Origin of the sequence: Pseudomonas azerbaijanoccidentalis (genome assembly GCF_019145495.1) — a bacterium.
Lineage (GTDB): Bacteria > Pseudomonadota > Gammaproteobacteria > Pseudomonadales > Pseudomonadaceae > Aquipseudomonas > Aquipseudomonas azerbaijanoccidentalis.
Genome location: NZ_JAHSTU010000011.1, coordinates 13,268 through 37,976, shown reverse-complemented (window position 1 = coordinate 37,976; position 24,709 = coordinate 13,268). Strand labels below are relative to the sequence as shown.

20 protein-coding genes are annotated in these 24,709 nt (G+C 60.0%); 9 read left to right on the top strand and 11 right to left on the bottom strand.

All coding sequences use genetic code 11. The annotated features are described in order from the left end of the window. Positions 1–385 precede the first annotated feature (385 nt). The gene (gene mtnA, locus KVG88_RS27570) at positions 386–1,462 is read right to left on the bottom strand and encodes an S-methyl-5-thioribose-1-phosphate isomerase (RefSeq protein WP_150704680.1); all 1,077 of its coding nucleotides are present in this window, start codon (positions 1,460–1,462) and stop codon (positions 386–388) included. Between the two features lie 108 nt (positions 1,463–1,570). On the opposite strand from mtnA, the gene KVG88_RS27565 reads away from it, so the two are divergent. From KVG88_RS27565 to KVG88_RS27545, 5 genes are all read left to right on the top strand, one after another. Then, the gene (locus KVG88_RS27565) at positions 1,571–2,905 is read left to right on the top strand and encodes a TRZ/ATZ family hydrolase (RefSeq protein WP_217873269.1); all 1,335 of its coding nucleotides are present in this window, start codon (positions 1,571–1,573) and stop codon (positions 2,903–2,905) included. A 58-nt stretch (positions 2,906–2,963) separates the two neighbouring features. Then, entirely contained in the window at positions 2,964–3,662 is a 699-nt protein-coding gene (gene ubiG, locus KVG88_RS27560; RefSeq protein ID WP_217873268.1) for a bifunctional 2-polyprenyl-6-hydroxyphenol methylase/3-demethylubiquinol 3-O-methyltransferase UbiG, read from the top strand. A gap of 4 nt (positions 3,663–3,666) precedes the next feature. Beyond that, the gene (gene mupP / locus KVG88_RS27555) at positions 3,667–4,338 is read left to right on the top strand and encodes an N-acetylmuramic acid 6-phosphate phosphatase MupP (protein ID WP_217873267.1); all 672 of its coding nucleotides are present in this window, start codon (positions 3,667–3,669) and stop codon (positions 4,336–4,338) included. Positions 4,339–4,448: 110 nt separating this feature from the next. Continuing rightward, the gene (locus KVG88_RS27550) at positions 4,449–5,189 is read left to right on the top strand and encodes a YciK family oxidoreductase (RefSeq protein ID WP_150704677.1); all 741 of its coding nucleotides are present in this window, start codon (positions 4,449–4,451) and stop codon (positions 5,187–5,189) included. Positions 5,190–5,551: 362 nt separating this feature from the next. Continuing rightward, complete coding sequence (locus tag KVG88_RS27545; protein WP_150704423.1) at positions 5,552–6,478, top strand: GGDEF domain-containing protein; 927 nt, start codon at positions 5,552–5,554, stop codon at positions 6,476–6,478. A 137-nt stretch (positions 6,479–6,615) separates the two neighbouring features. On the opposite strand, the gene KVG88_RS27540 is transcribed toward KVG88_RS27545, so the two are convergent. The 7 genes from KVG88_RS27540 to KVG88_RS27510 form a co-directional block, all read right to left on the bottom strand. Next, the gene (locus tag KVG88_RS27540; protein ID WP_225934179.1) at positions 6,616–7,377 is read right to left on the bottom strand and encodes an iron-containing redox enzyme family protein; all 762 of its coding nucleotides are present in this window, start codon (positions 7,375–7,377) and stop codon (positions 6,616–6,618) included. A 77-nt stretch (positions 7,378–7,454) separates the two neighbouring features. After that, positions 7,455–9,911 (bottom strand): EAL domain-containing protein, encoded by a 2,457-nt coding sequence (locus KVG88_RS27535; protein WP_150704425.1) that lies wholly within the window; start codon positions 9,909–9,911, stop codon positions 7,455–7,457. A 196-nt stretch (positions 9,912–10,107) separates the two neighbouring features. Further along, entirely contained in the window at positions 10,108–11,925 is a 1,818-nt protein-coding gene (locus tag KVG88_RS27530) for an ABC transporter ATP-binding protein (protein WP_217873266.1), read from the bottom strand. Then, entirely contained in the window at positions 11,918–12,520 is a 603-nt protein-coding gene (locus KVG88_RS27525) for a DsbA family protein (RefSeq protein WP_191630528.1), read from the bottom strand. The genes KVG88_RS27530 and KVG88_RS27525 overlap by 8 nt, the downstream gene beginning before the upstream one ends. A 36-nt stretch (positions 12,521–12,556) precedes the next feature. Continuing rightward, a complete protein-coding gene (gene trhO, locus KVG88_RS27520; protein WP_150704428.1) occupies positions 12,557–13,498 on the bottom strand; it encodes an oxygen-dependent tRNA uridine(34) hydroxylase TrhO in 942 nt (313 codons plus the stop codon). Between the two features lie 171 nt (positions 13,499–13,669). After that, on the bottom strand, positions 13,670–13,969 hold the full coding sequence (locus tag KVG88_RS27515) for a BolA family protein (protein ID WP_150704429.1): 300 nt from the start codon (positions 13,967–13,969) through the stop codon (positions 13,670–13,672). Positions 13,970–13,981: 12 nt separating this feature from the next. Then, complete coding sequence (locus tag KVG88_RS27510) at positions 13,982–14,506, bottom strand: DUF2059 domain-containing protein (RefSeq protein ID WP_150704430.1); 525 nt, start codon at positions 14,504–14,506, stop codon at positions 13,982–13,984. 192 nt (positions 14,507–14,698) lie between these two features. Between KVG88_RS27510 and KVG88_RS27505 the strand changes: the two genes are divergently transcribed. Then, positions 14,699–16,093, top strand: a complete 1,395-nt coding sequence (locus KVG88_RS27505; RefSeq protein ID WP_217873265.1) for a class II fumarate hydratase — start codon at positions 14,699–14,701, stop codon at positions 16,091–16,093. A gap of 96 nt (positions 16,094–16,189) precedes the next feature. Here KVG88_RS27505 and KVG88_RS27500 read toward each other — a convergent pair whose 3' ends face one another. Continuing rightward, on the bottom strand, positions 16,190–17,143 hold the full coding sequence (locus tag KVG88_RS27500) for a DMT family transporter (protein WP_150704432.1): 954 nt from the start codon (positions 17,141–17,143) through the stop codon (positions 16,190–16,192). Between the two features lie 207 nt (positions 17,144–17,350). Between KVG88_RS27500 and KVG88_RS27495 the strand changes: the two genes are divergently transcribed. After that, the gene (locus tag KVG88_RS27495; protein ID WP_150704433.1) at positions 17,351–17,545 is read left to right on the top strand and encodes a DUF6316 family protein; all 195 of its coding nucleotides are present in this window, start codon (positions 17,351–17,353) and stop codon (positions 17,543–17,545) included. 137 nt (positions 17,546–17,682) lie between these two features. On the opposite strand, the gene KVG88_RS27490 is transcribed toward KVG88_RS27495, so the two are convergent. Both KVG88_RS27490 and pap read right to left on the bottom strand, forming a co-directional pair. After that, positions 17,683–18,867 (bottom strand): thiolase family protein, encoded by a 1,185-nt coding sequence (locus KVG88_RS27490; protein ID WP_217873264.1) that lies wholly within the window; start codon positions 18,865–18,867, stop codon positions 17,683–17,685. Between the two features lie 102 nt (positions 18,868–18,969). Then, positions 18,970–20,493: a polyphosphate:AMP phosphotransferase gene (pap, locus tag KVG88_RS27485; protein WP_150704435.1), complete on the bottom strand. Its 1,524-nt coding sequence runs from the start codon at positions 20,491–20,493 to the stop codon at positions 18,970–18,972. 291 nt (positions 20,494–20,784) lie between these two features. On the opposite strand from pap, the gene mnmC reads away from it, so the two are divergent. Both mnmC and KVG88_RS27475 read left to right on the top strand, forming a co-directional pair. Further along, a complete protein-coding gene (gene mnmC / locus KVG88_RS27480; RefSeq protein ID WP_217873263.1) occupies positions 20,785–22,770 on the top strand; it encodes a bifunctional tRNA (5-methylaminomethyl-2-thiouridine)(34)-methyltransferase MnmC2/FAD-dependent 5-carboxymethylaminomethyl-2-thiouridine(34) oxidoreductase MnmC1 in 1,986 nt (661 codons plus the stop codon). A 166-nt stretch (positions 22,771–22,936) separates the two neighbouring features. Continuing rightward, entirely contained in the window at positions 22,937–24,709 is a 1,773-nt protein-coding gene (locus KVG88_RS27475; protein WP_217873262.1) for an N-acetylglutaminylglutamine amidotransferase, read from the top strand.

Genomic DNA, 24,709 nt, shown 5'->3' with positions numbered 1-24,709 from the left:
CATATGGGACCAACGAAGCTCGCCGCTGCAGGCTGAGTGCCATGCACCGACTTACGACAAATCAACGAGTTATGCCATGGATCTGCGCAGTAAAGGTCGCCCCGCGGGGCAACCTTGGAAACCGCCGGATGTTATCACAAGAGCCGCCACGCACCTATCCCCCTGATGCGCATGGAGCATAGTTAGTTGACCGGTGACAGGCTTGAGGGGGACGAGAGAGGCTTAGAGCTGCTGCGAATGCAGAATCTGGGGCCGGATTACGGATGTTTATTGACTTTCAGACCCTCATCGCCAGCAGGCTGGCTCCCACATTGATCCGTGTCGATCACAAATCCTGTGGGAGCCAGCCTGCTGGCGATGGCGTCCTTTCGAACGCCACGGCTAATCAATGCAGGCGCTTGCGGCACATCAACTGCGCCATCTTTGCGGTATCCGGGCGCTCGACGATGCCTTTCTCGGTGACAATTGCATCGATCAGGTCTGCCGGGGTCACGTCGAACACCGGGTTGAACGCATCGACATCCGCCCCGACCCGCTTGCCGCCGACTTCGAGCAATTCGCGACCGTCACGCTCTTCAATCGGAATATCGTCGCCACTGGCCAGGTGCATGTCGATGGTCGAACTCGGCGCAACGACCATGAAACGCACGCCGTGGTGCATGGCGTTGACCGCCAGTTGGTAGGTGCCGATTTTGTTCGCGACGTCGCCGTTGGCGGTGATCCGGTCCGCGCCGACGATCACCCAGGTGATGCCTTTGGTTTTCATGATGTGGGCGGCAGCGGAGTCAGCATTGAGGGTCACCGGAATGCCTTCGTTGGCCAGCTCCCACGCCGTCAGCCGCGAGCCTTGCAGCCATGGACGGGTTTCGTCGGCATACACGCGCTCGACCATGCCTTCGATGAAAGCACCGCGAATGACCCCCAGCGCCGTACCGAAGCCGCCAGTGGCCAGTGCGCCGGTATTGCAGTGGGTCAGGATCGCCTGGGCATTACCCTGGTGCTTGCGGATCAGGTCCACGCCCAGTTGCGCCATGGTCAGGTTGGCTTCGCGATCACTCTCATGAATGGCGATGGCCTCGGCTTCGAGAGCAACCAACGGGTCAGCATTTTCTTTCAGACGATCAAGCCGGTCGTGCATGCGACCCAGCGCCCAGAACAGGTTGACGGCGGTTGGCCGTGAGTCGGCCAGAAGTGCGAAATCCTCTTCCAGCGCCGCGTACCAGTCACCGCCCTCGGCAATCCGGGTGCGGGCCGCCAGCACGATGCCGTAGGCCGCACTGATGCCAATGGCCGGTGCGCCGCGTACCACCATCGAACGTATCGCCTCGGCCACGCCAGCCGCGCTGGTGTAGGCAATCCAGGTTTCCTCGAACGGCAAAATACGCTGATCCAGCAGATAGAGAGCGCCATCACGCCAATCGATGGCCTTCACTTTCTCCGCAGCCAACAGTCGATCGCGCATCCCACACCCCGCACTCATGAACAAAAGCCGCCGATTATAGCGATCCCCCCGCGAAGACGCTCGGGTATACTTCGCCATCCTTTACAAAAGCACTGGAACCGACCCTCGATGCCGAACACTGCCGCTGCGCTCGACCTGTTATTGCTGCCGACCTGGCTGGTACCCGTCGAACCTGCCGGCGTTGTCCTCAAGGATCACGGCCTGGGCATCCGCGACGGGCGTATCGTGTTTATCGGCCCGCGAGCTGCAGCACTGAAGCTTAACGCAAGCGAAGTCCGCGAATTGCCGGACATGTTACTCAGCCCCGGCCTGATCAACGCCCATGGGCATGCGGCAATGACCCTGTTCCGCGGCCTGGCCGATGACCTGCCGTTGATGACCTGGCTGGAAAACCACATCTGGCCGGCCGAAGCCAAGTGGGTCGACGAAGCCTTTGTACGCGATGGCACCGACCTGGCGATCGCCGAACAGATTAAAGGTGGCATCACCTGTTTCTCTGACATGTACTTCTTCCCCAAGGTTGCGAGCGAGCGCGTACACAACAGCGGTATCCGTGCACAAATCGCGATCCCGATCCTCGATTTCCCGATCCCCGGCGCCAACACCGCAGACGAAGGCATCCGTCAGGGCATCGAACTGTTTGGCGATCTCAAGCACCACGACCGCATCAAAATCACCTTCGGCCCCCATGCACCCTACACCGTGGGCGATGAAAACCTGGAAAAAATCCGCGTGATCGCCGAAGAACTCGATGCGTCGATCCATATGCATGTGCATGAAACCGCGTTCGAAGTGCAGCAGGCCGTCGAACAGCGTGGCGAGCGTCCGCTGGCCCGCCTAGCGCGCCTGGGCATGCTGGGGCCGCGCTTCCAGGCCGTTCACATGACCCAGATCAGCGAAGAAGACCTGGCGCTGCTGGTAGAAAGCAACACCCATGTGATTCATTGCCCGGAGTCGAACCTGAAACTGGCCAGCGGCTTTTGCCCGGTGGAGCGTTTGTGGCAGGCCGGGGTCAATGTTGCGGTGGGCACCGACGGCGCCGCCAGCAACAATGATCTGGACCTGCTCGGCGAAACCCGCACCGCTGCATTGCTGGCCAAAGCTGTCGCCGGCTCGGCCACCGCGCTGGACGCCCATCGTGCCCTGCGCATGGCCACCCTCAACGGCGCGCGCGCCTTGGGGATCGAGACCCAGACCGGGTCCCTTGAGCTGGGCAAAGCGGCGGACATCGTTGCGTTCGATCTTTCGGGCCTTGCCCAGCAGCCGGTCTACGACCCGGTTTCGCAGCTTATATATGCCACCGGCCGGGACTGCGTGAAACATGTATGGGTCGCCGGCAAGCAACTGCTCGACGACCGTCGCCTGACGCGCCTGGATGAACAGCAACTGGCCGCCACGGCCAAGGCCTGGGGCCAGCGCATCAGCGGCCGTACCGAATCGTAAGCCCCCCGGACTGAAAACCGGGGCAACAGGATTTTTCAAGTTTTAGAGGACTTAAACCATGAGCAACGTCGACTACGCCGAAATCGCCAAATTCGAAGCCCTGGCCCATCGCTGGTGGGACCGCGAAAGCGAATTCAAACCCCTGCACGACATCAACCCGCTGCGGGTCAACTGGATTGACGAACGCGTCAGCCTGGCCGGCAAAAAAGTCCTCGACGTCGGCTGCGGCGGCGGCATCCTCAGCGAAGCGATGGCTCAACGCGGCGCGACCGTGATGGGCATCGACATGGGCGAAGCCCCGTTGGCCGTCGCACAATTGCATCAACTGGAATCCGGCGTAAGCGTCGAGTACCGGCAGATCACCGCCGAAGCCCTGGCCGAAGAAATGCCGGAGCAGTTCGACGTGGTCACCTGCCTTGAGATGCTCGAACACGTCCCGGATCCGTCTTCGGTGATCCGCGCCTGCTTCCGCATGGTCAAGCCTGGCGGCCAGGTGTTTTTCTCCACCATCAACCGCAACCCGAAGGCGTACATGTTCGCCATCGTCGGCGCCGAATACATCATGAAGTTGCTGCCGCGCGGCACCCACGACTTCAAGAAATTCATCCGCCCTTCCGAGCTCGGTGCCTGGAGCCGCATGGCCGGCCTGACCGTCAAGGACATCATCGGCCTGACGTACAACCCGCTGACCAAGCACTACAAACTGGCGGCCGACGTGGACGTCAACTACATGATCCAGACCCTGCGCGAGGAGTAAGCCGATGCGTATCAGAGCAGTTCTTTTCGACATGGACGGCACGCTGCTCGACACCGCGCCGGACTTCATTGCGATCTGCCAGGCGATGCGTGCCGACCGTGGCCTGCCACCGATCAACGACAAACACATCCGCGACGAGATCTCCGGCGGCGCCAAGGCAATGGTTGCAGTGACCTTTTCCATGGACCCGGAATCACCGGGTTTCGAGGAGCTGCGCCTGGAGTTTCTGGAGCGCTATCTGGTCGGTTGCGCGGTGCACAGCAAACTGTTCGACGGCATGGGCGAGTTGTTGGCGGACATCGAGAAGGCCAACCTGATCTGGGGCGTGGTCACCAACAAGCCGCTGCGTTTTGCCGAGCCGATCATGCAGCAGTTGGGGCTGGCCGAGCGTTCGGCGCTGCTGATCTGCCCGGACCATGTGAAGAACAGCAAGCCTGATCCAGAGCCGCTGATCCTTGCCTGCAAAATGCTTGACCTGGACCCGGCCAGCGTATTGTTCGTGGGCGATGACCTGCGCGATATCGAATCGGGGCGCGATGCGGGGACCAAGACTGCCGCCGTGACCTTCGGCTACATCCACCCGGATGATAATCCGCGGCATTGGGGGGCGGATGTGGTGGTTGATCATCCGCTGGAGTTGCGCAAGGTGCTTGATAGCGCGCTTTGCAGCTGCTGATTAAAGTCAAAAAATCGCAGCCTTCGGCAACTCCTACAGGAAACCGCAATCGGCGTGGGAGCTGCCGCAGGCTGCGATCTTTTCCAGCCTTTTAATGGATTGAGGTTTTTATGTTTGATTACTCCGCCCGCCCCGACTTGCTCAAGGATCGGGTCATTCTGGTCACCGGCGCTGGTCGTGGCATTGGCGCTGCCGCGGCAAAAACCTACGCTGCCCACGGCGCCACCGTGCTGTTGCTGGGCAAGACCGAAGCCAACCTGACGCAGGTCTACGACGAAATCGAAGCCGCGGGGCACCCGCAACCGGCCGTGATCCCGTTCAATCTGGAAACCGCCCTGCCCCATCAATACGATGAGCTGGCCGCGATGATTGAAACCGAATTCGGCCACCTCGACGGCCTGCTGCACAACGCGTCGATCATTGGGCCGCGCACGCCGATCGAACAGCTGTCGGGCGAGAACTTCATGCGTGTCATGCAAGTCAACGTCAACGCGATGTTCATGCTCACCAGTACGCTGCTGCCACTGCTCAAGTTGTCCCAGGATGCCTCGGTGGTGTTCACCTCCAGCAGTGTCGGGCGCAAGGGCCGCGCGTACTGGGGCGCTTACGGGGTTTCCAAGTTTGCCACCGAAGGCTTGATGCAAACCCTGGCGGACGAAGTCGACACCGTGGCGCCCGTACGCTCCAACAGCATCAACCCGGGTGCCACCCGCACCAGCATGCGCGCCCAGGCTTATCCGGGTGAAAACCCGCTGAACAATCCGACGCCCGAAGAGATCATGCCGGTCTACCTGTACCTGATGGGTCCGGACAGCACGGGCATCAACGGGCAGGCTTTCAACGCCCAGTAATGCCGTACGTCGCTTTTGTGCCGCGCCGACTTCCCGTCGCGGCACTCAAGGCGCAGTGAAATACCAGTCAAACTAATGTCGCAGAGTTTGACCCCGCCGCCAAAATAACTACCAATTATTTGATTTATAACGCTTTTACCAAACTCTTCGAAAATGGCACGACTTTCGCTCTGCAGTTCTTCATACAAACCAAGTGAACGCGAACCGGGCGGAGCGGGAGTCGACAGTCTCCTAATCTTGTACAAAGCAGATTAAACTTGTACGAAATGTCCTACGGGACTGACGGACCAGTACGACGCGCAGCCCAAAGCCGCTCTCACCCAGCTTGTAAGACAGTCTTACTGCTCAAGGGCGCACGCCATATGAAATCACCTTCCCAGACCAGCGCAATTGACTTTGATAGCGCCAAATTGCAACGCCTGGGCTTTGGTCAGCAGCAACCCTCTCCGGAAAGGCCCATCAGCCTGTCCAAACTGCGCCAGCAATTGAGCATGCAGCTGCAAACCAGTCTTGAACCCCAACGTATTCTTGGCTTGTTCTTCCGCGAGATTCAGCGCCTGGTCCCGCTGGATGCCTTGAGCTACGAGCACAAGAGCAGCGACCTGCGCCTGGAGTTCGGCCTGCGCGGCCACCACTCAATCAGTTACAGCCTCAGCCACGAGGGTGAACACCTGGGTGAGTTGGTGTTTCGTCGCAACCAGCGTTTCAGCGAGCAAGAACAAGGCAACCTTGAGTCGTTGCTGGCGGCGCTGCTGTACCCGATGCGCAATACCCTGCTGTACCGCGCCGCCACCCAAAGTGCCCTGCGCGATCCGTTGACCGACACCGGCAACCGCATCGCGATGGATCAAACGCTGCAACGGGAAATCGAGCTGTCACGGCGTCACCTGCAACCGTTGTCGTTGCTGATGCTGGACATCGACCATTTCAAGCTGATCAACGATACCCATGGCCACAGCGCCGGCGATGACGTGCTCAAAGCCGTGGCCACGTCGATCAAACGTCAGCTGCGCAATGTCGACATGGTGTTTCGTTTTGGCGGTGAAGAGTTTTTGATCTTGTTGTCGAACACCAGCCGCGAGGCTGCGGCCCTGGTCGGTGAGCGCCTGCGGTTTGCTGCGCAGACCGAGGAATACCTTGCCGATGGACGCTCGATCGAGCTGACGGTCAGCCTCGGTTGCTCGACCCTGCTGCCGGGCGAGTCTGCCGAGAGTTTGCTGCGACGCGCCGATAATGCGCTGTATGTGGCCAAGCGCGAGGGGCGGAACCGGTTGGCGATGGCGGGCTGATTTTCATCCCGCAACCCAAAACAATGTGGGAGCGAGCTTGCTCGCGATGAGGGTGTGTCAGTCGATGATGATGTCGAATGACGCAACGCTATCGCGAGCAGGCTCGCTCCCACAGTTTTTATTGCGTGACCGTTAAATCAGCTTTCAGCCAGTTCCAGTCGCTCACGGGCTACGGGGACTTTCTCCGCCAGTTCAAGCTGCATGCAGCGCTCCAGGAACAGGTACATGTAGTCGTAGCTTTTGCACACCGCCTGACGCAGTTCCACTTGCAGCGCTTTGCTCGGGTTCATGCCGGCCAGGGTGCAGATGATTTCCAGCGCTTCCCACGGGTGGGCATCGTCGTACTGGGCATGCATCTTCAGCCACTTCATTGCACGCTTGCGCTCTTCCTCAGGGAACGAGGCAGCGTACACGCCATTGGAACAAACCAGCGCCGACCATTCGCCGGTCGCGCCTTCAATGGCGTAGTTGGTGGCAGCAATGGCGACGATCAGCGAATCCGCTGAACTGGTATGCCAGCACCAATGACTCAGCGCATGAAGTTCAGGGGGAACCTGTTGCGCCTGCAGATCTTCCAGGCTGACGCCGTGCGCACGGCTCCAGTTCAGCCAGTAATCGGCGTGGTTCAATTCGACACGAATGTTGCGCATCAGCCAGCGCCGCGCCATGTCCTCACCGGGGTGGCGGGCAAAACGGGTCTTGGTGAGGTTTTGTGCCATGTATAACGCGAACTGTTCGACCACCGGCCAGCCACCTATCAGGTACTGACGCATGGTTTTTGCGCTGAGTTTGTTGTCTCGCATGCGCTGATACAGTTCGTGTTCGACAACCCGGCGCTTACTCTCGCTGCAGTCCTGAATCAGGCGCTGGGCCCAGGCAGGATAACTTGCAGCTTCCATGAGTGGTCCGGTTCTGTTGAATGTGTCGATCACTGTCGAGCTCCTTTTGATTGTGATTATTAGATCAGCGAGAGATTTCAACGGAATGTGCCAGGGGCCTTGAACAACAAAGGCTGAGGCCTGGCAGGACGACTTTGGAGGCTATCGCAGGTAAACAGTTGCGGGCGTTCAATGACATACCCTTGAGCATAATCCACCCCGATCTCCAGCAATGCCTGCTCGATCTGAGGCGTTTCGACAAACTCGGCAATCGTACGCTTACCCATGACATGGCCGATGTGATTGATCACCTCGACCATGGCGCGGTTAATCGGGTCGTCCAGCATATCCTTTACAAAACTCCCGTCGATCTTCAGGAAGTCTACAGGCAAATGTTTCAGGTACGCGAATGAGGACATCCCGGCGCAAAAGTCGTCCAGGGAAAACAGGCAGCCTAAGCCTTTGAGTTCATTAATGAATCTGATTGCGCTGCCGAGATTGGAAATCGCGCTGGTTTCTGTGATTTCAAAACAAATCATTTCAGCTGGAATTGAATACGTAACGAATTGTTCGCGCAAGAAGTCGAGAAATGCCTCATCGCCAATGGTCGTGCCTGACAGATTGATCGCACACATGGCCAGCGGCCCGTGATGGCGCTCGGCGCGGCATTGGGCAATGATCTTGAACACGTTCTGCACGACCCAACGATCGATCGTACTCATCAGGCCATAACGTTCGGCCGCCGGGATAAAACTGTCGGGCAGGATCATGCGCCCGGCTTCATCGTGCAAGCGCAGCAGAATTTCGATGTGTCCGCCGCCCAAGTCGATGCCCAGTGGCGCGATTTCCTGCGCGTACAGACAGAAGCGGTCTTCTTCCAGAGCCATGTGCAGGCGCTGCACCCAGGCCATTTCGCCGAAGCGCAGGGACAGTTCCGAATCGTCGGGATGATAGACCTGCACCCGATTGCGGCCCTTCTCCTTGGCCATGTAGCACGCCATGTCGGCAGCACGCAGCGAAGCTTCGAGGGTGGTCGGATTCTGCGCAACATGCACCAGGCCGATACTCACAGTGGTCACGAATGGCCGGCCCTTCCAGACAAAGTGCAGGTTCTGCACGGTCTGGCGCAACGTCTCGGCAATTTTTTCGGCAGCCTCAAGCCCGCAGTTTTCCAGGAGGATACCGAACTCGTCGCCACCCAGTCGGGCCAGGGTATCGCCTTCGCGAAGCCCCGATTGCAGCAGCGCGCAGATATGCCGCAGCAATTCATCGCCCGCGGCGTGACCGCAGGTATCGTTGACCAGTTTGAACTGGTCCAGATCGAGAAACATCAGGGCATGCCGCCCCGACTGCCGCGTCAGGTTGTGCAGCGCCTGCTCCAGGCGATACTCGAACTCGCGGCGGTTGGCGAGGCCGGTCAAGGCGTCATGGGTGGCCTGCCAGGACAGGTTGGCAATGTATTGCCGCTCCTGGGTCATGTCGTGCAAGACCAGCACCGTGCCGCTAACCTTGCCGGCGTTGCTGATGGGCGCGCCCACCAGCGTGACGGAAACCGTACTGCCATCGAGGCGTTGAATCAGTTTTGAATGTTCGCTGCCACCGCTGAGCTGCCCGCTGAGGATGCGCTCAATCAAGGTAAACCCATCGGCTTGCGCGTTTTCATCCAGCAGATTGAACAACGCGGCGAGCGGCAAGCCCGTTGCCTGCTCGGCTTTCCAGTGAGTCAACGCCTCGGCGGCGGGATTCATGTAGGCGATGGCGCCATCCACATCCGTCGTAATGACCCCGTCGCCAATCGATTGCAGGGTGATCTGCGCCCGGTCTTTTTCCAGCTGCAGGGCATTGGCAAACTCATGGCGTTGCTTGAGCAACTTATGGGTGCGCATCAGCGCCAACGCGATCAAGCCAAGCGCCGTGGCGAGGTTGGTCAGCAGCAGGAGACGAAGAATGACCCGCGACCCCTCGCCCAACGCATCACTGAACGCTTTGGCCGCCGGGGTCACCTCATCATTGATCGCGAAAATCTGCTCTTTCCAGCGCAGGATATCCGCCTCGGAAGCCGGGTTCGCGGTGATGTGCTGGTGCATGTCCCGCGCAACGTCATCGAGTTTGACCAGATACGCGTCACCCACCGTCCACAGGTCGATGGCTTTTTCCAGGTAACTGAAGTGGCGGAAATTGAGGTACAGCCAGATCAGGCTGGACACGTCGTCCGGGTGGTTGCCGCCCTTGAGAATCGCCAGGCGCGCCGCTTCGATGTCGGGCGGCTGCTGATCCAGTGCCACGCGCAGTTCATGCCCGCCCTGGGGTACGGAAATGGCGTGCTGGTATTTGCGAAAAATCGCTTCATCGCCGCTGTCCGCATAGAGGTTGAGATAATAAATGGCGTCTTTCTGGCCCTTGGACCAGAGGCTTTCGCCGGCAACATAGCCGCGAACCGCCGACAGCACATAAAGGCTAACGCCACCCAACAAGGCTTGAAACAGCACAACGGCAATAAATGGCCAGACGATGCCCAACAACCGTGGCGTTCCGAGAGTCCGCGTTTGATTCATGAGGTCCCTTGCATTAGCACTGCTTGATCGTCATCCGGACGAAATCGCTCCAGCTAGACTAGGTCGCGATTGCGTTCCCGGCAAGCGCCGAGCCTCGCCCGAGAGGGGCTGGCCGGCCATTGGCGCCGGTGACGATGTTCTTGTTGTGGGGCTTCAAATACGCTTCAAACAGCGTTCATTCACTTGGCCTCAAGGCTTACATTTGTTGCAAATGACCATACAACTTGGCGTATAAGCCACCGTCGGCGATCAACTGTTGGTGATCGCCATCTTCGGCAATCTGCCCACCGTCGAATACCAGCACACGGTCAGCCTGTTTCACCGCCGAAAGCCGGTGGGCGATGATCAACGTGGTCCGATTGCTGAGGAATCGCGCCAGTGCCTGATGCAGGTTGTATTCGGTAGCGGCGTCCAGCGCGGAGGTGGCCTCGTCGAGGATGACCACTTTCGGTTCAGCCAGGACCATCCGCGCAATCGCCAGACGCTGGCGCTGCCCGCCGGACAACCGCACGCCGGAACGCCCGACGATGCTGTCCAGGCCATTGGGCAAATCGCGGATGGTGGCGTGCAACTGGGCGATTTCCAGCGCCTGCCAGCAAGCCTCGTCGCTGCGGTCGCGGCCCATGGTCAAGTTGGCGCGTACGGTGTCATTGAACAATGCCGGATGCTGAAGAACCACCGCGACATTTTCCCGCACCGTTTCCAGCCCGATCTCTTGCTGGGTCGAGCCGCCAAAACGAATGGTCCCGGCCAGCGGCGTGTACAAGCCCAACAGCAGTTGCACCAACGTGCTCTTGCCGCCCCCGCTGGCGCCGACGATGGCGACCTTCTCTCCGGGGGCGATGGACAGGTCCATCTGGTTCAACACCAATTCGTCGCCATAACCGAAACTCAAACCCTGAACTTCGATGCCCACGGTCTCGCGGCCGGCGAACGGATCGACGCCATTGGGGTATTGCGGCTCATCGGCGCGCGAGAGCAATTCATTGATTCGCGACAGCGCACCGCCCGCCGCGTAATAGGCGTATTGCAGGTTCAGCAGTTGTTCGACCGGGCCAATCATGAACCACAGGTAGCTGAATACCGCGAGCATCTGGCCGATGGACAGGTCGGAGAACAGCACGGTGAGCATGGCGGCGGCGCGGAAAATATCGATGCCGAACTGGAACAGCAAACCGCTGGCACGGTTCGAAGCATCGGTTTTCCACTGCGAGTTGACCGCGTAATCGCGAACTTCCCTGGCGCGCAGCCCCAAACGACCGAGGAAAAACCCTTGGCGGTTGCCGGCCCGCACTTCCTGGATGGCATCGAGGGTTTCAGTCAACGCCTGGGTGAACCGCGAAGTGCTGTCGTTCTCGAGCTTTTTCAGGTGTTTGACCCGTTTGCCCAACTGCACCGTGGCGTAGATCACCAGCGGGTTGAACAGCAAAATCAGCAGCGCCAGTTTCCAATGCATCCACATCAGAATCCCGGCGGTGCCGACCAGGGTCAGCATGGCCACGAGGAAACGGCTGAGGGTTTCTCCGACGAATTTGTCCAGCGTGTCCAGGTCGGTGACCAAGTGCGTGGTCACCGTGCCGCTGCCCAGGCTTTCGTATTCCCCCAGCGAGATGCGCTTGAGGCGTTCGATCAGGCGGATGCGAATGCGGTAGACGATGTCTTTGGCCAGTGCGGCGAACAATCGCGCCTGAAGCACGTTGAACAGCAACGCCGCGCAACGCAGGGCCAGGGTCACTACCAGCATCAGGCCGATGTAACCCGCCGCTTTTTGCCAAACCTCAGGCAGCGCAAGGTTCATGATTTTCAGCGCAGCATCGCCGTGCCCCAACAGCACTTCGTCCACCAGCAACGGCAATAGCAACGGGATCGGAACGCTGCACAGCGTCGCCAATACGGCCACACCGTTGGCGATCCACAGGGATTTCTTGTGATGGAGGGCCAGGCGACGGATTTCCGCCCAGCTCAAGCGGTCGACACGTTTAGCGGTTGCGGCTTCGTCAGGCAGGTCATGCACAGGCAGCGCGCTCCAGCCAGCGGCCGAGCAGCGGGGACAACTCGCTCAACGGCTGATAGCCATTGGTCAGCAACGCCAATTGGCCGTTTCGCTCAGCCAGCAAGGTTGGGAAACCGGCAATACCCAGGTCCTGGACCCAGGTGAAATCAGCAGCGGTCGCGGCGTGCGTATCGGCACGGTCGAACGCGGCGGCGAATTCGATACGTGGCAAGCCGGCCTGTTCTGCCAACTCCACCAGGACGCTGGCGCGGGTGACATCACGACCTTCGGCATAAAACGCCTGCTGAATCAGCCCGAGCAGCTTCCACGCACAATCGGGCGCCAGGTTGCGCGCCGTCACCAGTGCCCGACAGGCGGGTTCGGTGTCGTAGACAAAACCGTCAGGCAACGCGCCTTCGCGCTTGAACGGCTGGCCGGTGGTCTCGGTGACTGCCTGCCAGTGTTCAAGGATGTAGCGCCGGGTGGTCGGTTCCAGCGCCGAACCACTGCCGGTGCGCAAACCGCCCACCACCAGATGCACGTCCACACCGGCGGCGGCCGCCTGCTCTACCAATGCGTTTGCGACCGGAGCAAAGCCCCAGCACCAGGAACACATAGGGTCCATCACATAGAGCAGGCGCGCAGACATGGTTCAGGCCTCGGAGGATGCTTGCTTGTAGTTGTAACCGATTGGGTGGGGCATGTTGCGTGCCTTGGCCAGTTCGATCTGCTTTTGCCGATCGATGGCACTGCGGCGGGTTTTCTCGCTCAGTTTGTCCCAGCAATGCGGGCAACTGATACCGGCCACGTAGTGCTCGGAAGCGCGATCTTCAACGCTGACCGGTGTGCGGCAGGCATGACATTGATCGTAGTCGCCTTCGCTCAGGTCGTGGCGAACGGTCACGCGGTTATCGAACACAAAACAGTCGCCCTGCCACTTGGTTTCTTCCTGTGGCACCTCTTCGAGGTACTTCAGGATGCCGCCCTTGAGGTGATAGACCTCACCGTAGCCTTCGCTGAGCATGTAGCTCGAGGCCTTCTCGCAACGAATGCCGCCGGTGCAGAACATCGCGACTTTCTTGTGCACGGCCGGGTCGAAGTTGGCTTTGATGTAATCGGGGAATTCGCGAAAACTGGTGGTTTTCGGGTCGATGGCGCCTTCGAAGGTGCCGATCGAAACTTCGTAATCGTTACGGGTATCGATGAGCAGCACTTCCGGATCGCTGATCAACGCGTTCCAGTCCTGCGGATCAACGTAAGTGCCGACCTTTTTGTTCGGGTCCACACCATCGACGCCGAGGGTGACGATTTCTTTCTTGAGTTTGACTTTGGTGCGGTAGAACGGCTGTTCGTCGCAGTACGACTCTTTGTGGTCGATGTCGTCCATGCGCGGATCGTTCTTCAGCCAGGCCATCAGCCCGTCAATGCCTTCGCGGCTGCCGGACACGGTGCCGTTGATGCCTTCTTCGGCGATCAGCAGCGTGCCTTTGATGCCGTTATCGACCATCGCTTGCAGCAGGGGCTCGCGCAGGGCAACGTAATCTTCCAGGGTGACGAACTTATACAGTGCCGCCACGACAATCTGTTGTGTCATGGGTAAATCTCCAGGTGGCTACCCTCGTAAGGGGTGAACCGGATGCGAAAAAAAACGCGCCGGGTAAGCGGCGCGTTGGGCATTCTAACAAAAAAGATCGCAGCCTGCGGCAGCGCCTACATGGGAATGCGTATTCCTGTAGGCGCTGGCGCAGGCTGCGATCTTTTGAGCTTAATGCTTACTGCCGCCAGCACAGGTTGGCGAGGCCGGGGCCGCGTCGATCTGTGCCCATTCTTCGGGCGTGTAGGTATGCAGCGCCAACGCATGAAACTCGCCCATCAGCTCGCCGAGCGTGCCGTAGACTTTCTGGTGGCGCTTGACCCGGTTCAGGCCTTCGAACTGCTCACTGACGACCACGGCCTTGAAGTGCGTCTGTAACCCGCGGCTGTGCATGTGGCTTTCATCCAGCACCTGAAGGTGCTGGGGCTGAAGCAGGCCCAGCGTCGATTCGATGCGTTGTTGCATGGTCATACCGAACTCCGCTTAAGGCTTTTTCTTGGCTGGCGCGGCGGCGCCTTTCGGCTCCAGCTCGGCAGTCATGTCAGCCAGCAGTTTGTTGACCACAGGCACCGCGCTTTCCAGCTTGGCCTGGGTCATCTGGGCCGATTGCTGGGTCAGCTGCGGCATTTTTTCCAGGACTTTCTTGCCCAGTGGCGACTGGTAGAACGCAACCAGGTCCTTGAGCTCGGATTCAGTGAAGTTGGTGGTGTAGAGCTTGACCATGTCCGGCTTCAGCTTGTTCCAGCCAATGGCTTGGTCCAGCGCGGCGTTGGCCTTGGCCTGGTAGGTTTCCAGTACGGCTTTTTTCGATTCCGGGGCTTTGGTTTGCTGGAAGCGCTGGGCGAACATCTGCTGAACCTGCATGTACACCGGAGTGCCCAATTTGTCAGCATGCGCCAGGGTCAGGAAAGCCTCGGCACTGGCGTTGTGGCTGGCGGTATCGGCAAAAACCTGGCCGCTGGCACAAACCAATGCAACCGCGGTACAGATGGCACGAAGACGAGTCATCGAGTTTCCTTTTCTAGCAGGCGAGGTAAAACCCCAAGGACGACCATTCTGCGCCTAAAAAAGTGTGTCACTCAACCCCAACCCTTGTCGCGCCTGATTTAGAGGGCTTCAATGGGCAGAATCGAGACTGATGGAACCCCGGCCGGCGATCACGGCCTAAACTGCGCAAACAGACCTACAGGAGTGTGACCGATGAGCCGTATTGAAACCGACAGCCTGGGCCAGGTTGAAGTCCCGGAAGAAGCCTACTGGGGCGCTCAGACGCAACGCTCGCTGGTCAACTTTGCCATCGGCAACGAACGCATGCCGCTGGCGGTGCTGCACGGCCTGGCGCTGATCAAGAAAGCGGCGGCACGAGTCAACGACCGCAACGGCGATCTGCCGGCCGACATCGCCCGGCTGATCGAACAGGCGGCGGATGAAGTGCTCGACGGTCAGCACGACGATCAGTTTCCGCTGGTGGTTTGGCAAACCGGCAGTGGCACCCAGAGCAACATGAACGTCAACGAAGTGATTGCCGGGCGTGCCAATGAACTGGCCGGCAACCCGCGTGGCGGCAAGTCGCCGGTGCACCCCAACGATCACGTCAACCGCTCCCAGAGTTCCAACGACTGCTTCCCCACCGCCATGCACATCGCCACCGTGCAAGCCGTGCAGCATCAGTTGCTGCCGGCAATCAGTGAACTGTCGGGCGGACTGGCCGAGTTGTCGGCGCGTCACATGAAGCTGGTCAAGACCGGCCGCACGCACATGATGGACGCCACGCCGATCACCTTCGGCCAGGAGGTTTCAGCCTTCATAGCGCAACTCGATTACGCCGAGCGGGCCATTCGCAGCGCCCTGCCAGCGGTGTGTGAGCTGGCGCAGGGCGGTACCGCGGTCGGCACCGGGCTGAATTCACCCCACGGTTTCGGTGAAGCCATCGCCGCCGAACTGGCCGCGCTTTCCGGCCTGCCGTTCATTACCGCGCCGAACAAGTTCGCGGCATTGGCCGGGCACGAGCCGCTGACGACGTTGTCCGGCGCCCTGAAAACCCTCGCCGTGACCCTGATGAAAATCGCCAACGACTTGCGTCTACTGGGGTCAGGGCCACGTGCCGGCTTCGCCGAAGTGAAACTGCCTGCCAACGAACCCGGCAGTTCGATCATGCCCGGCAAGGTCAACCCGACCCAGTGCGAGGCGCTGTCGATGCTTGCCTGCCAAGTGTTGGGTAACGACGTCGCCATCGGCTTCGCTGCGAGCCAGGGCCATTTGCAGCTGAACGTGTTCAAACCGGTGATCATTCACAATCTGCTGCAATCGATCCGCCTGCTGGGCGACGGTTGCAGCAACTTCCAACAGCACTGCATCGCCGGCCTGGAACCGGATGCCGGGAAAATGGCTGAGCATCTGGAGCAAGGCTTGATGCTGGTGACGGCGCTGAACCCGCACATCGGTTATGACAAATCGGCGGAGATTGCCAAGAAGGCCTACGCCGAAGGGCTGACCTTGCGTGAGGCTGCTCTTCAGTTGGGATATCTGACTGATGAAGAGTTTGATGAATGGGTGCGGCCGGAGAATATGCTGGAGGCTGGGGCAAAGGGCTGAGATTTGTAGTCAAGCAAAAAGATCGCAGCCTTCGGCAGCTCCTACGGGACACGCGTATTCCTGTAGGAGCTGCCGCAGGCTGCGATCCTTTGATCTTCAAGCCATCCGCAACTTCCGCGCCTTCAACCCGGCAATCAACGAAGGCCCCAACGCCACCAGCGCCGACCCCAACACCACCAATATCGCCCCGCCATACCCCAGGCCATTGATGGTCTCGGCATGTACATATTCCGGCCACCACCAGGCGGCCAAGGCAACGGCGCCGAATGTCACCAACGGCGTGATCGCCAGCGTTGCACTCACCCGCGACGCTTCCCAATGCGCCAGCGCTTCGGCAAACGCGCCATAGGCAATCAAGGTGTTCATGCAGCACGCCAGCAGCAACCAGCCTTGCAACGGGTTCAATTGCAGCGCTTCGAGCGGATGCACCCACGGCGTCAGCAATAATCCGCAGAACAGGTAGATCACCATCATCACCTGCAACGAATTCCACACCGTCAGCAGTTGCTTCTGGCCCAAGGCATAGAAGGTCCAGACCGTGGACGCCAACAACACCAGCAGGACGCCGGCGGTGTAATCGCTCAATGACGTCAGCAACTCGGCCAGGCGCTGATTGAAAAACAGGACGAAACCGATCAGCAGCACCAGCAAGCCAATGCCCTGCCCCAGGCTGAAACGCTCCTTGAACACAAACACACTGGCGATCAACAGCATGATCGGCCCCATCTGCACCACCAGTTGCGCGGTGCCGGGGCTGAGCAGGTTCAGGCCCATCAAATAAAGCACGTAGTTGCCCACCAGGCCGAGCACCGCCATCAGCACCAGCCAGCCGCCTCGCGGGCCGAGCACTTTGCGACTCGGCAGGCGCTTGGTGGCCGCCAGATAGATGAACAGACAACTGCCGGACACCATCAGGCGAAACCAGGTCACCGTCACCGGGTCCATCACCATCAGGACTTGTTTGAGTTTGATGGGCAGGATTCCCCACAGCAGCGCGGTCAGCAAGGCCAGGAAAAGTCCGTAAACCCAGCGACCCGATGAAATGTGCATGCAAACCCCGCAACCCGATGACTTGAACCGCCATTCTAGGCGCACCCGCGTGAAGCACACAGGGACAGTTGGCCTCTGGCCGCGAATGAAACTGTGCAGGTCGCAACGTTAAATTGGCGATGTGCCGTCGATCGGATCGCCGGGCGCCGCAAGTGGTTCTTGCATAAGCTGATTGGATCCACATCAGGAATGTTTCAGGAGACCGCCATGTACGGCATGCGTGCCCAGGATAACGCCCCCGCCCTGCACTTTCGCAGCGACCGGTTATGTCGGGTGAACGGGGAGTTGTATTTCAGCACCCGGGAAAACACCCTGGAGGGGCCGTTTGAGAGTGCCGAGGCAGCGGCGCGGGAGGTTCAGGCTTACATTGAGCGGATGCAGAATTTGAGCAATTGTCCTTAAATCGCGGCGCCTGCATCGCGGGCAAGCCCGCTCCCACAGGTTTTGTGGCGTATACAAAATTTGTGATCGCCGCTAAACACTGTGGGAGCGGGCTTGCCCGCGATAGCTATTGAACAGTCGCTAAAAATCCTGGGCAGTTACCGCACCGCCTCAAACAAGCCGGTAGCCCCCATCCCGCCTCCCACACACATCGTCACGATGCCGTAGCGCAGGTTACGCCGCTGCAACTCACGCACGATGTGCCCGACCTGACGCGAACCGGTCATGCCGAACGGGTGACCGATGGAGATAGAACCGCCGTTGACGTTGTATTTTTCGTTGTCGATTTCCAGTCGATTGCGCGCGTACAGGCACTGCGAAGCGAAGGCCTCGTTGAGTTCCCAGAGATCAATGTCGCCCACCTGCAAGCCCTTGGCCTTGAGCAGTTTCGGCACTGAAAACACCGGGCCGATACCCATTTCATCCGGTTCGCAGCCCGCCACGGTAAAACCACGGAAGAACGCTTTCGGCTTCAAGCCCAGTGCCAGGGCTTTTTCCAGGCTCATCACTAATGTCATGGAAGCGCCGTCGGACAATTGCGACGAGTTACCCGCCGTCACCGAGCCATCCTCGGCGAACACCGGATTCAGGCCGGCCAGACTTTGCAGCGTGGTGTCCGGGCGGTTGCAGTCATCGCGATCGACGATGCCGTCGAGGATCTGCACCTGACCAGTGGCTTTGTCCTCAACGCGGTATTTCACCGACATCGGTACGATTTCATCATCGAACAAACCGGCGGCCTGCGCTTGTGCAGTACGCTGCTGACTTTGCAGGGCGTACAGATCCTGTTCTTCGCGGCTGACGTTGTAACGGCGCGCGACGACTTCAGCGGTCTGGCCCATCGGGAAATAGATGCCCGGCACCTGCTCCTTGAGCAGCGGGTTGATCAGGTTGTCGGTGTTGACGCTTTTCATGGTCAGGCTGATCGACTCGACGCCACCGGCGACGATGATGTCGCTGCAACCCGAAGCGATCTGGTTGGCAGCGATGGCGATGGCCTGCAAGCCTGATGAGCAAAAACGGTTGAGGGTCATGCCGGCCGTGCCGATGCCCAGGCGCGACAGCACGGCAACGTTGCGACCGATGTTGTAGCCCTGCGCGCCTTCATTGGAGCCGGCGCCGACGATGCAATCCTCAACACTGGCCGGGTCGATGCCGGTGCGCGCCAACAGAGCGTTGACGCAGTGCGCCGCCATGTCGTCCGGACGGGTCTGGTTGAACTTGCCGCGAAAGGATTTGGCCAGGCCGGTCCGTACGCTGTCGACGATCACCACTTCACGCATGGCATACCTCATTGTTGTTATCGGTTGAGAGTGGTCCGAGCATAAGCCCACCCAATTACCGACTGCGACAATCATTCACCCCGCGTATGCGCAACCATCGACTCACTTCTTGTCCTTGTTATCCTTCTTCGCGTGTTTGTCGGACTTTTCAAACGCTTCTTCCAGCGCGTGATTGATCGTGCGCAAGACCTTGACCCGCGCCCAGCGCTTGTCATTGGCTTCGATCAGCGTCCACGGCGAGATCTCTGTGCTGGTGCGGTCGACCATGTCGCCGACGGCAGCGCGATAGTCATCCCACTTTTCGCGATTGCGCCAATCATCCTCGGTGATTTTGAAACGCTTGAAGGGGATTTCTTCGCGCTCCTGAAAACGCTCCAATTGCGTCTGCTTGTCGATGGCCAGCCAGAACTTGACCACGACCACCCCGGCATCGCTGACCTGCTCTTCGAAATCGTTGATTTCACTGTAGGCGCGCAGCCAGTCCGCCGGGCTGCAAAAGCCTTCGATGCGCTCCACCAGCACCCGGCCATACCAGGAGCGATCGAACACGGTGAACTTGCCCCGCATCGGCAGGTGTCGCCAGAAGCGCCAAAGATACGGCTGCGCCCGCTCTTCTTCGGTGGGCGCGGCAATCGGCACGATGTTGTACTGGCGCGGGTCGAGCGCGGCGGCCACGCGCCGAATAGCACCGCCCTTGCCTGCCGCGTCATTGCCCTCGAACACCGCCACCAGCGCGTGCCGGCGCATGCGTTTGTCGCGCATAAGCCCGGACAGCCGCGCCTGTTCGGTCACCAACTGTTCTTCGTAATCGTTTTTGCTCAGGTTCAGTGTCAGGTCCAGACTGTCGAGCAGGTTCACTTGGTCGACGCTGGGGAATACCGGCGCGGCGCTGACTTTTTCCGGATGGATCTTGGGCCGCTTCAAGGCACCGTTCAGACTGTCGAGCAGAATCTTTCCGACCACCAGGCTGCGATAGCGTGCGTCCATTCCGGCGACCACATGCCACGGCGCGTAGTCTCGACTGGTGCGACGCAAGACCCGCTCACCGAACTTGACGAAGCGGTCGTAGGTTTCCGATTGCTGCCAGTCCAGCGGGCTGATGCGCCAGCTGTGCAAGGGGTCGTCGGCCAGCGCCTTGAGCCGCGCCTTCATCTGTTTCTTGGAGAGGTGAAACCAGAATTTGACGATCAGCGCGCCTTCATCGCAAAGCATCTTTTCCAGGCGTTCGGCAGCGTTGATCGCTTGATCGAGACGCGGGTCCTTGAACTCGCCATGGACCCGGCCCTGGAGCATCTGGCTGTACCAGTTGCCGAAAAAAATCCCCATGCGCCCCTTGGCCGGCAGCATCCGCCAATAACGCCAGGCCGGAGGTCGCGCCAGTTCTTCGTCGGTTTGCTGATCGAACGTGCGGACCTCGATCAGACGCGGGTCCATCCACTCGTTGAGCAACTTGACCGTCTCGCCTTTGCCGGCGCCTTCGATGCCGTTGATCAGGATGATCACCGGAAAGCGGCTTTGCTGTCGCAACTCGAATTGCGCTTCAAGCAAGGCTTCGCGCAGGGCCGGAACTTCGGCGTCGTAGGTTTCTTTGTCGATGGCGTGATCGATTTCAGCGGATTCGAACATGAACGGCTCCCTTCCAGATGTGAGCAAGACTAGCGGATGGACTCGTTTTGCGTGGCAGAAATCCCTGCCGCTTCCTGTAGCAGCTGCCGAAGGCTGCGTTCGGCCGCGCAGCGGTCGCATGGATTTATTCAGGCAAAACGTGATGTCAGGATTGGCGACCGCTTCGAAGTCGAACGCAGCCTTCGGCAGCTGCTAAAGATTCAGCGAACCGATCAATGTAGACCTTGCCATGGATCAAGCACCTCGCCCTCAATCGGCTAGAATGGCGGTCTTGCCGTTGCCGAGCCTGCCATGAAACCTGTAATGCCCCACGCCCAGCTCGACTGGGACGACCAGGGTCGTCCGTATTCGCGAGTGTTCGACGATGTGTATTTCTCCGATAAGTCGGGGCTGGACGAAACCCGTTATGTGTTCATCGAACAGAACCGTTTGGCCGAACGTTTTGCTGCGCTGCCACAGCACGGGCGGCTGGTCATCGGCGAGACGGGTTTCGGAACAGGGCTGAATTTTCTGTGTGCCTGGCAGGTGTTCGAGCAACATGCGCCGGCCAATGCGCGGCTGCACTTTGTCAGCGTCGAAAAATACCCCCTGAGCCCGCCCGACCTGCAACGCGCCCTCGCGTTGTGGCCGGAACTCAAAGTGTTTGCCGATCAACTGCTGGCGCAATACGTGGCGATCCATCAAGGTTTTCAACGCCTGACGCTGGCCAACGGTCGGGTCACCCTGACCTTGATGATCGGTGATGCGCTGGAGCAACTGCCGCAACTGGACGCGCAAATCGACGCCTGGTTTCTCGACGGTTTTGCCCCGGCGAAAAACCCTGATATGTGGACCGCCGAGCTGTTCGTCGAACTGGCACGACTGACCGCTCCCGGCTCGACCATCAGCACGTTCACCAGCACCGGTTGGGTGCGGCGTCTGCTGAATGCCGCCGGCTTCAAAATGAAACGCACCCCGGGCATCGGCCACAAATGGGAAATCCTGCGCGGTGAGTTCCTCGGCTGGCCGGCAGAGGTGACCGCCCCCGTGCCCGTGAAACCTTGGTTCGCCCGCCCTGCTCCGCTGACCGGTGAACGCCGGGCACTGGTGATCGGTGCCGGGCTCGCCGGTTGTGCCAGCGCGGCCAGCCTCGCCGCGCGTGGCTGGCAAGTGACGGTGCTGGAACGCCACGCCGACCTGGCCCAGGAAGCGTCCGGCAACCCGCAAGGCGTGCTGTACCTGAAGTTATCGGCCCACGGCACCGCGCTGTCGCAAATGATCGTCAGCGGTTTCGGCTACACCCGCCGCCAGCTCGAACACTTGCAACGCGGCACCGATTGGGACGATTGCGGCGTGCTGCAACTGGCGTTCAACGCCAAGGAAGCCGAACGGCAACAGCAATTGGCCGACGCCTTTCCCGAAGATCTGCTGCAACTGCTGGATCAACCCCACGCGCAAAAACTGGCGGGCATCGGGCTGGCCAGCGGTGGGCTGTACTATCCCGAGGGCGGCTGGGTTCATCCGCCGGCGTTGTGCCAATGGCAAGCCGCGCACCCCGGCATTCAACTCAAGATTCATCACGATGCCCTGGAACTGCGCAAGGTCGAGGGGCAGTGGCAAGCCTGGGACAGCGAGCGCCTGCTCGCCAGCGCACCGGTGGTGGTATTGGCCGGTGCCGCCGAGATCCAGCGTTTTCCCGAAAGCGCAGGACTACCGCTCAAACGCATTCGCGGGCAAATCACCCGCCTGATGCAAACCCCGCAAAGCCAGGCGTTGAGCACGGTGGTCTGCGCCGAAGGCTACGTCGCCCCCGCGCGACTCGGCGAACACACCCTGGGCGCGAGTTTCGATTTCAAAAGCGACGACCTGACCCCGACCACCGCCGAACACGTGGGCAACCTGGCCATGCTCGAAGAGATTTCCCACGATCTGGTCACCCGTTTGCACGCCGACACACTGGCCCCGGAAAGTCTCCAGGGTCGCGCCGCGTTTCGCTGCACCAGCCCCGATTACTTGCCCATCGTCGGACCATTGGCCGATAGCCAGGCATTCAATGACGCTTATGCAGTACTGAGCAAAGACGCCCGACAGGTGCCGGACATCGAATGCCCGTGGCTCGCCGGTTTGTACGTCAACAGTGGCCACGGTTCACGCGGCTTGATCACCGCGCCGCTGTCCGGAGAGTTGCTCGCCGGGTGGCTGGACAACGAGCCCCTGCCCTTGCCCAGAAGCGTGGCGGAAGCCTGCCACCCGAACCGGTTTTCACTGCGCAACCTGATCCGCCGCACCCACGCCTGACTCGCTCCTACAGGCTGGGTGACCGGCGCCCAACCGGGAGTGCTCCCGTTCTTTATAACTTATCGGTCTAAAACTCCGGGGATTGAGCCGGGTCAGTTTCTGAGTACCGGCCGTTTTGGCCCGGTAACGATTGACCCTCCCCAACGGAAAAACCGGTAAGGAATTTATGTGCGGATTAGCTGGCGAGTTACGTTTTGATCATCAACCTGCCGACCTCGCGGCGGTTGAACGAATCACCCATCACTTGGCACCACGCGGCCCCGATGCTTGGGGTTTTCATAGCCAAGGGCCGATTGCCCTGGGCCACAGACGCCTGAAAATCATGGACCTGTCGGATGGCTCGGCGCAGCCGATGATCGACAACCAACTGGGCTTGTCCCTGGCCTTCAACGGCGCCATCTATAACTACCCGGAATTGCGCACCGAACTCGAAGCGCTCGGTTATGCCTTCTATTCCGGCGGCGACACCGAAGTGTTGCTCAAAGGCTTTCACGCCTGGGGTGAAGCGCTGCTGCCGAAACTCAACGGCATGTTTGCCTTTGCCATTTGGGAGCGTGATGCCCAGCGCCTGTTCATTGCCCGGGATCGCCTAGGCGTGAAACCGCTGTACCTGTCCCGCACCGGCCAACGCCTGCGCTTTGCCTCGGCGCTGCCGGCGCTGCTCAAGGGTGGCGACATCAATCCGATACTCGATCCGGTGGCGCTCAATCATTATTTGAATTTCCACGCCGTGGTCCCCGCGCCGCGCACCTTGCTGGCCGGCATCGAAAAGCTGCCGCCTGCGACCTGGATGCGCATCGAAGCGGATGGCCGCACCGAGCAGAAAACCTGGTGGACCCTGCCCTACGGCCCCCGCGCCGACGAGCTGAACCTGACCCTTGAAGACTGGCGCGACCGTGTGCTCGACAGCACTCGCGAGGCCGTCGCGATTCGCCAACGCGCAGCGGTCGATGTCGGCGTGCTGCTTTCCGGCGGCGTCGATTCGAGCATGCTGGTGGGTCTGTTGCGGGAAGTCGGCGTAGAAAACCTGTCGACGTTTTCCATTGGTTTCCAGGATGCCGGTGGCGAGCGCGGTGACGAGTTCCAGTATTCGGACCTGATCGCCCAACACTACGGCACGCAGCATCATCAATTGCGCATCGACGAAAAAGAGATCATCGAACAACTGCCTGCCGCGTTCCGTGCGATGAGCGAGCCGATGGTCAGCCACGATTGCATCGCCTTCTACCTGTTGTCTCGGGAAGTGGCCAAGCATTGCAAAGTGGTGCAAAGCGGCCAAGGCGCCGACGAGTTGTTCGCCGGCTATCACTGGTATCCGCAGGTGGACGGCGCCAGCGATCCATACGCTGCCTATCGTGAAGCGTTTTTCGACCGCAGCTACGACGACTATGCCGCCACCGTGCAGCCGAAATGGCTGACGGCGAACGATGCTGCCGGTGACTTCGTGAAGGAACACTTCGCACAACCGGGTGCCGATGCGGCGGTGGACAAAGCCCTGCGTCTGGACAGCACGGTGATGCTGGTGGACGACCCGGTCAAACGCGTCGACAACATGACCATGGCCTGGGGCCTGGAAGCGCGTACGCCGTTTCTTGACTATCGCCTGGTGGAATTGTCGGCCCGGGTGCCGGGCAAATTCAAACTGCCGGACGGTGGCAAACAGGTGCTCAAGGAAGCGGCGCGGCTGGTGATCCCGAGTGAAGTGATCGACCGCAAGAAAGGCTACTTCCCGGTGCCTGGCCTCAAGCATTTGCAGGGCGACACGCTGAACTGGGTGCGCGAGTTGTTGCTTGACCCCAGCCAGGATCGAGGCCTGTTCAACCCGGCCATGCTCGACCGTTTACTGACTGACCCGCAAGGACAACTGACCCCGCTGCGCGGCTCCAAGCTGTGGCAATTGGCGGCCCTGAACCTGTGGCTCAGTGAACAAGGAATCTAA

What these genes read in the sequence shown, in the direction of transcription:
- mtnA (WP_150704680.1), bottom strand. Translation starts at nt 1,462, where the DNA reads ATGCGCGATCGACTGTTGGCTGCGGAGAAAGTGAAGGCCATCGATTGG.
- KVG88_RS27565 (WP_217873269.1), top strand. Translation starts at nt 1,571, where the DNA reads ATGCCGAACACTGCCGCTGCGCTCGACCTGTTATTGCTGCCGACCTGG.
- ubiG (WP_217873268.1), top strand. Translation starts at nt 2,964, where the DNA reads ATGAGCAACGTCGACTACGCCGAAATCGCCAAATTCGAAGCCCTGGCC.
- mupP (WP_217873267.1), top strand. Translation starts at nt 3,667, where the DNA reads ATGCGTATCAGAGCAGTTCTTTTCGACATGGACGGCACGCTGCTCGAC.
- KVG88_RS27550 (WP_150704677.1), top strand. Translation starts at nt 4,449, where the DNA reads ATGTTTGATTACTCCGCCCGCCCCGACTTGCTCAAGGATCGGGTCATT.
- KVG88_RS27545 (WP_150704423.1), top strand. Translation starts at nt 5,552, where the DNA reads ATGAAATCACCTTCCCAGACCAGCGCAATTGACTTTGATAGCGCCAAA.
- KVG88_RS27540 (WP_225934179.1), bottom strand. Translation starts at nt 7,377, where the DNA reads ATGGAAGCTGCAAGTTATCCTGCCTGGGCCCAGCGCCTGATTCAGGAC.
- KVG88_RS27535 (WP_150704425.1), bottom strand. Translation starts at nt 9,911, where the DNA reads ATGAATCAAACGCGGACTCTCGGAACGCCACGGTTGTTGGGCATCGTC.
- KVG88_RS27525 (WP_191630528.1), bottom strand. Translation starts at nt 12,520, where the DNA reads ATGTGTTCCTGGTGCTGGGGCTTTGCTCCGGTCGCAAACGCATTGGTA.
- trhO (WP_150704428.1), bottom strand. Translation starts at nt 13,498, where the DNA reads ATGACACAACAGATTGTCGTGGCGGCACTGTATAAGTTCGTCACCCTG.
- KVG88_RS27515 (WP_150704429.1), bottom strand. Translation starts at nt 13,969, where the DNA reads ATGACCATGCAACAACGCATCGAATCGACGCTGGGCCTGCTTCAGCCC.
- KVG88_RS27510 (WP_150704430.1), bottom strand. Translation starts at nt 14,506, where the DNA reads ATGACTCGTCTTCGTGCCATCTGTACCGCGGTTGCATTGGTTTGTGCC.
- KVG88_RS27505 (WP_217873265.1), top strand. Translation starts at nt 14,699, where the DNA reads ATGAGCCGTATTGAAACCGACAGCCTGGGCCAGGTTGAAGTCCCGGAA.
- KVG88_RS27500 (WP_150704432.1), bottom strand. Translation starts at nt 17,143, where the DNA reads ATGCACATTTCATCGGGTCGCTGGGTTTACGGACTTTTCCTGGCCTTG.
- KVG88_RS27495 (WP_150704433.1), top strand. Translation starts at nt 17,351, where the DNA reads ATGTACGGCATGCGTGCCCAGGATAACGCCCCCGCCCTGCACTTTCGC.
- KVG88_RS27490 (WP_217873264.1), bottom strand. Translation starts at nt 18,867, where the DNA reads ATGCGTGAAGTGGTGATCGTCGACAGCGTACGGACCGGCCTGGCCAAA.
- pap (WP_150704435.1), bottom strand. Translation starts at nt 20,493, where the DNA reads ATGTTCGAATCCGCTGAAATCGATCACGCCATCGACAAAGAAACCTAC.
- mnmC (WP_217873263.1), top strand. Translation starts at nt 20,785, where the DNA reads ATGAAACCTGTAATGCCCCACGCCCAGCTCGACTGGGACGACCAGGGT.
- KVG88_RS27475 (WP_217873262.1), top strand. Translation starts at nt 22,937, where the DNA reads ATGTGCGGATTAGCTGGCGAGTTACGTTTTGATCATCAACCTGCCGAC.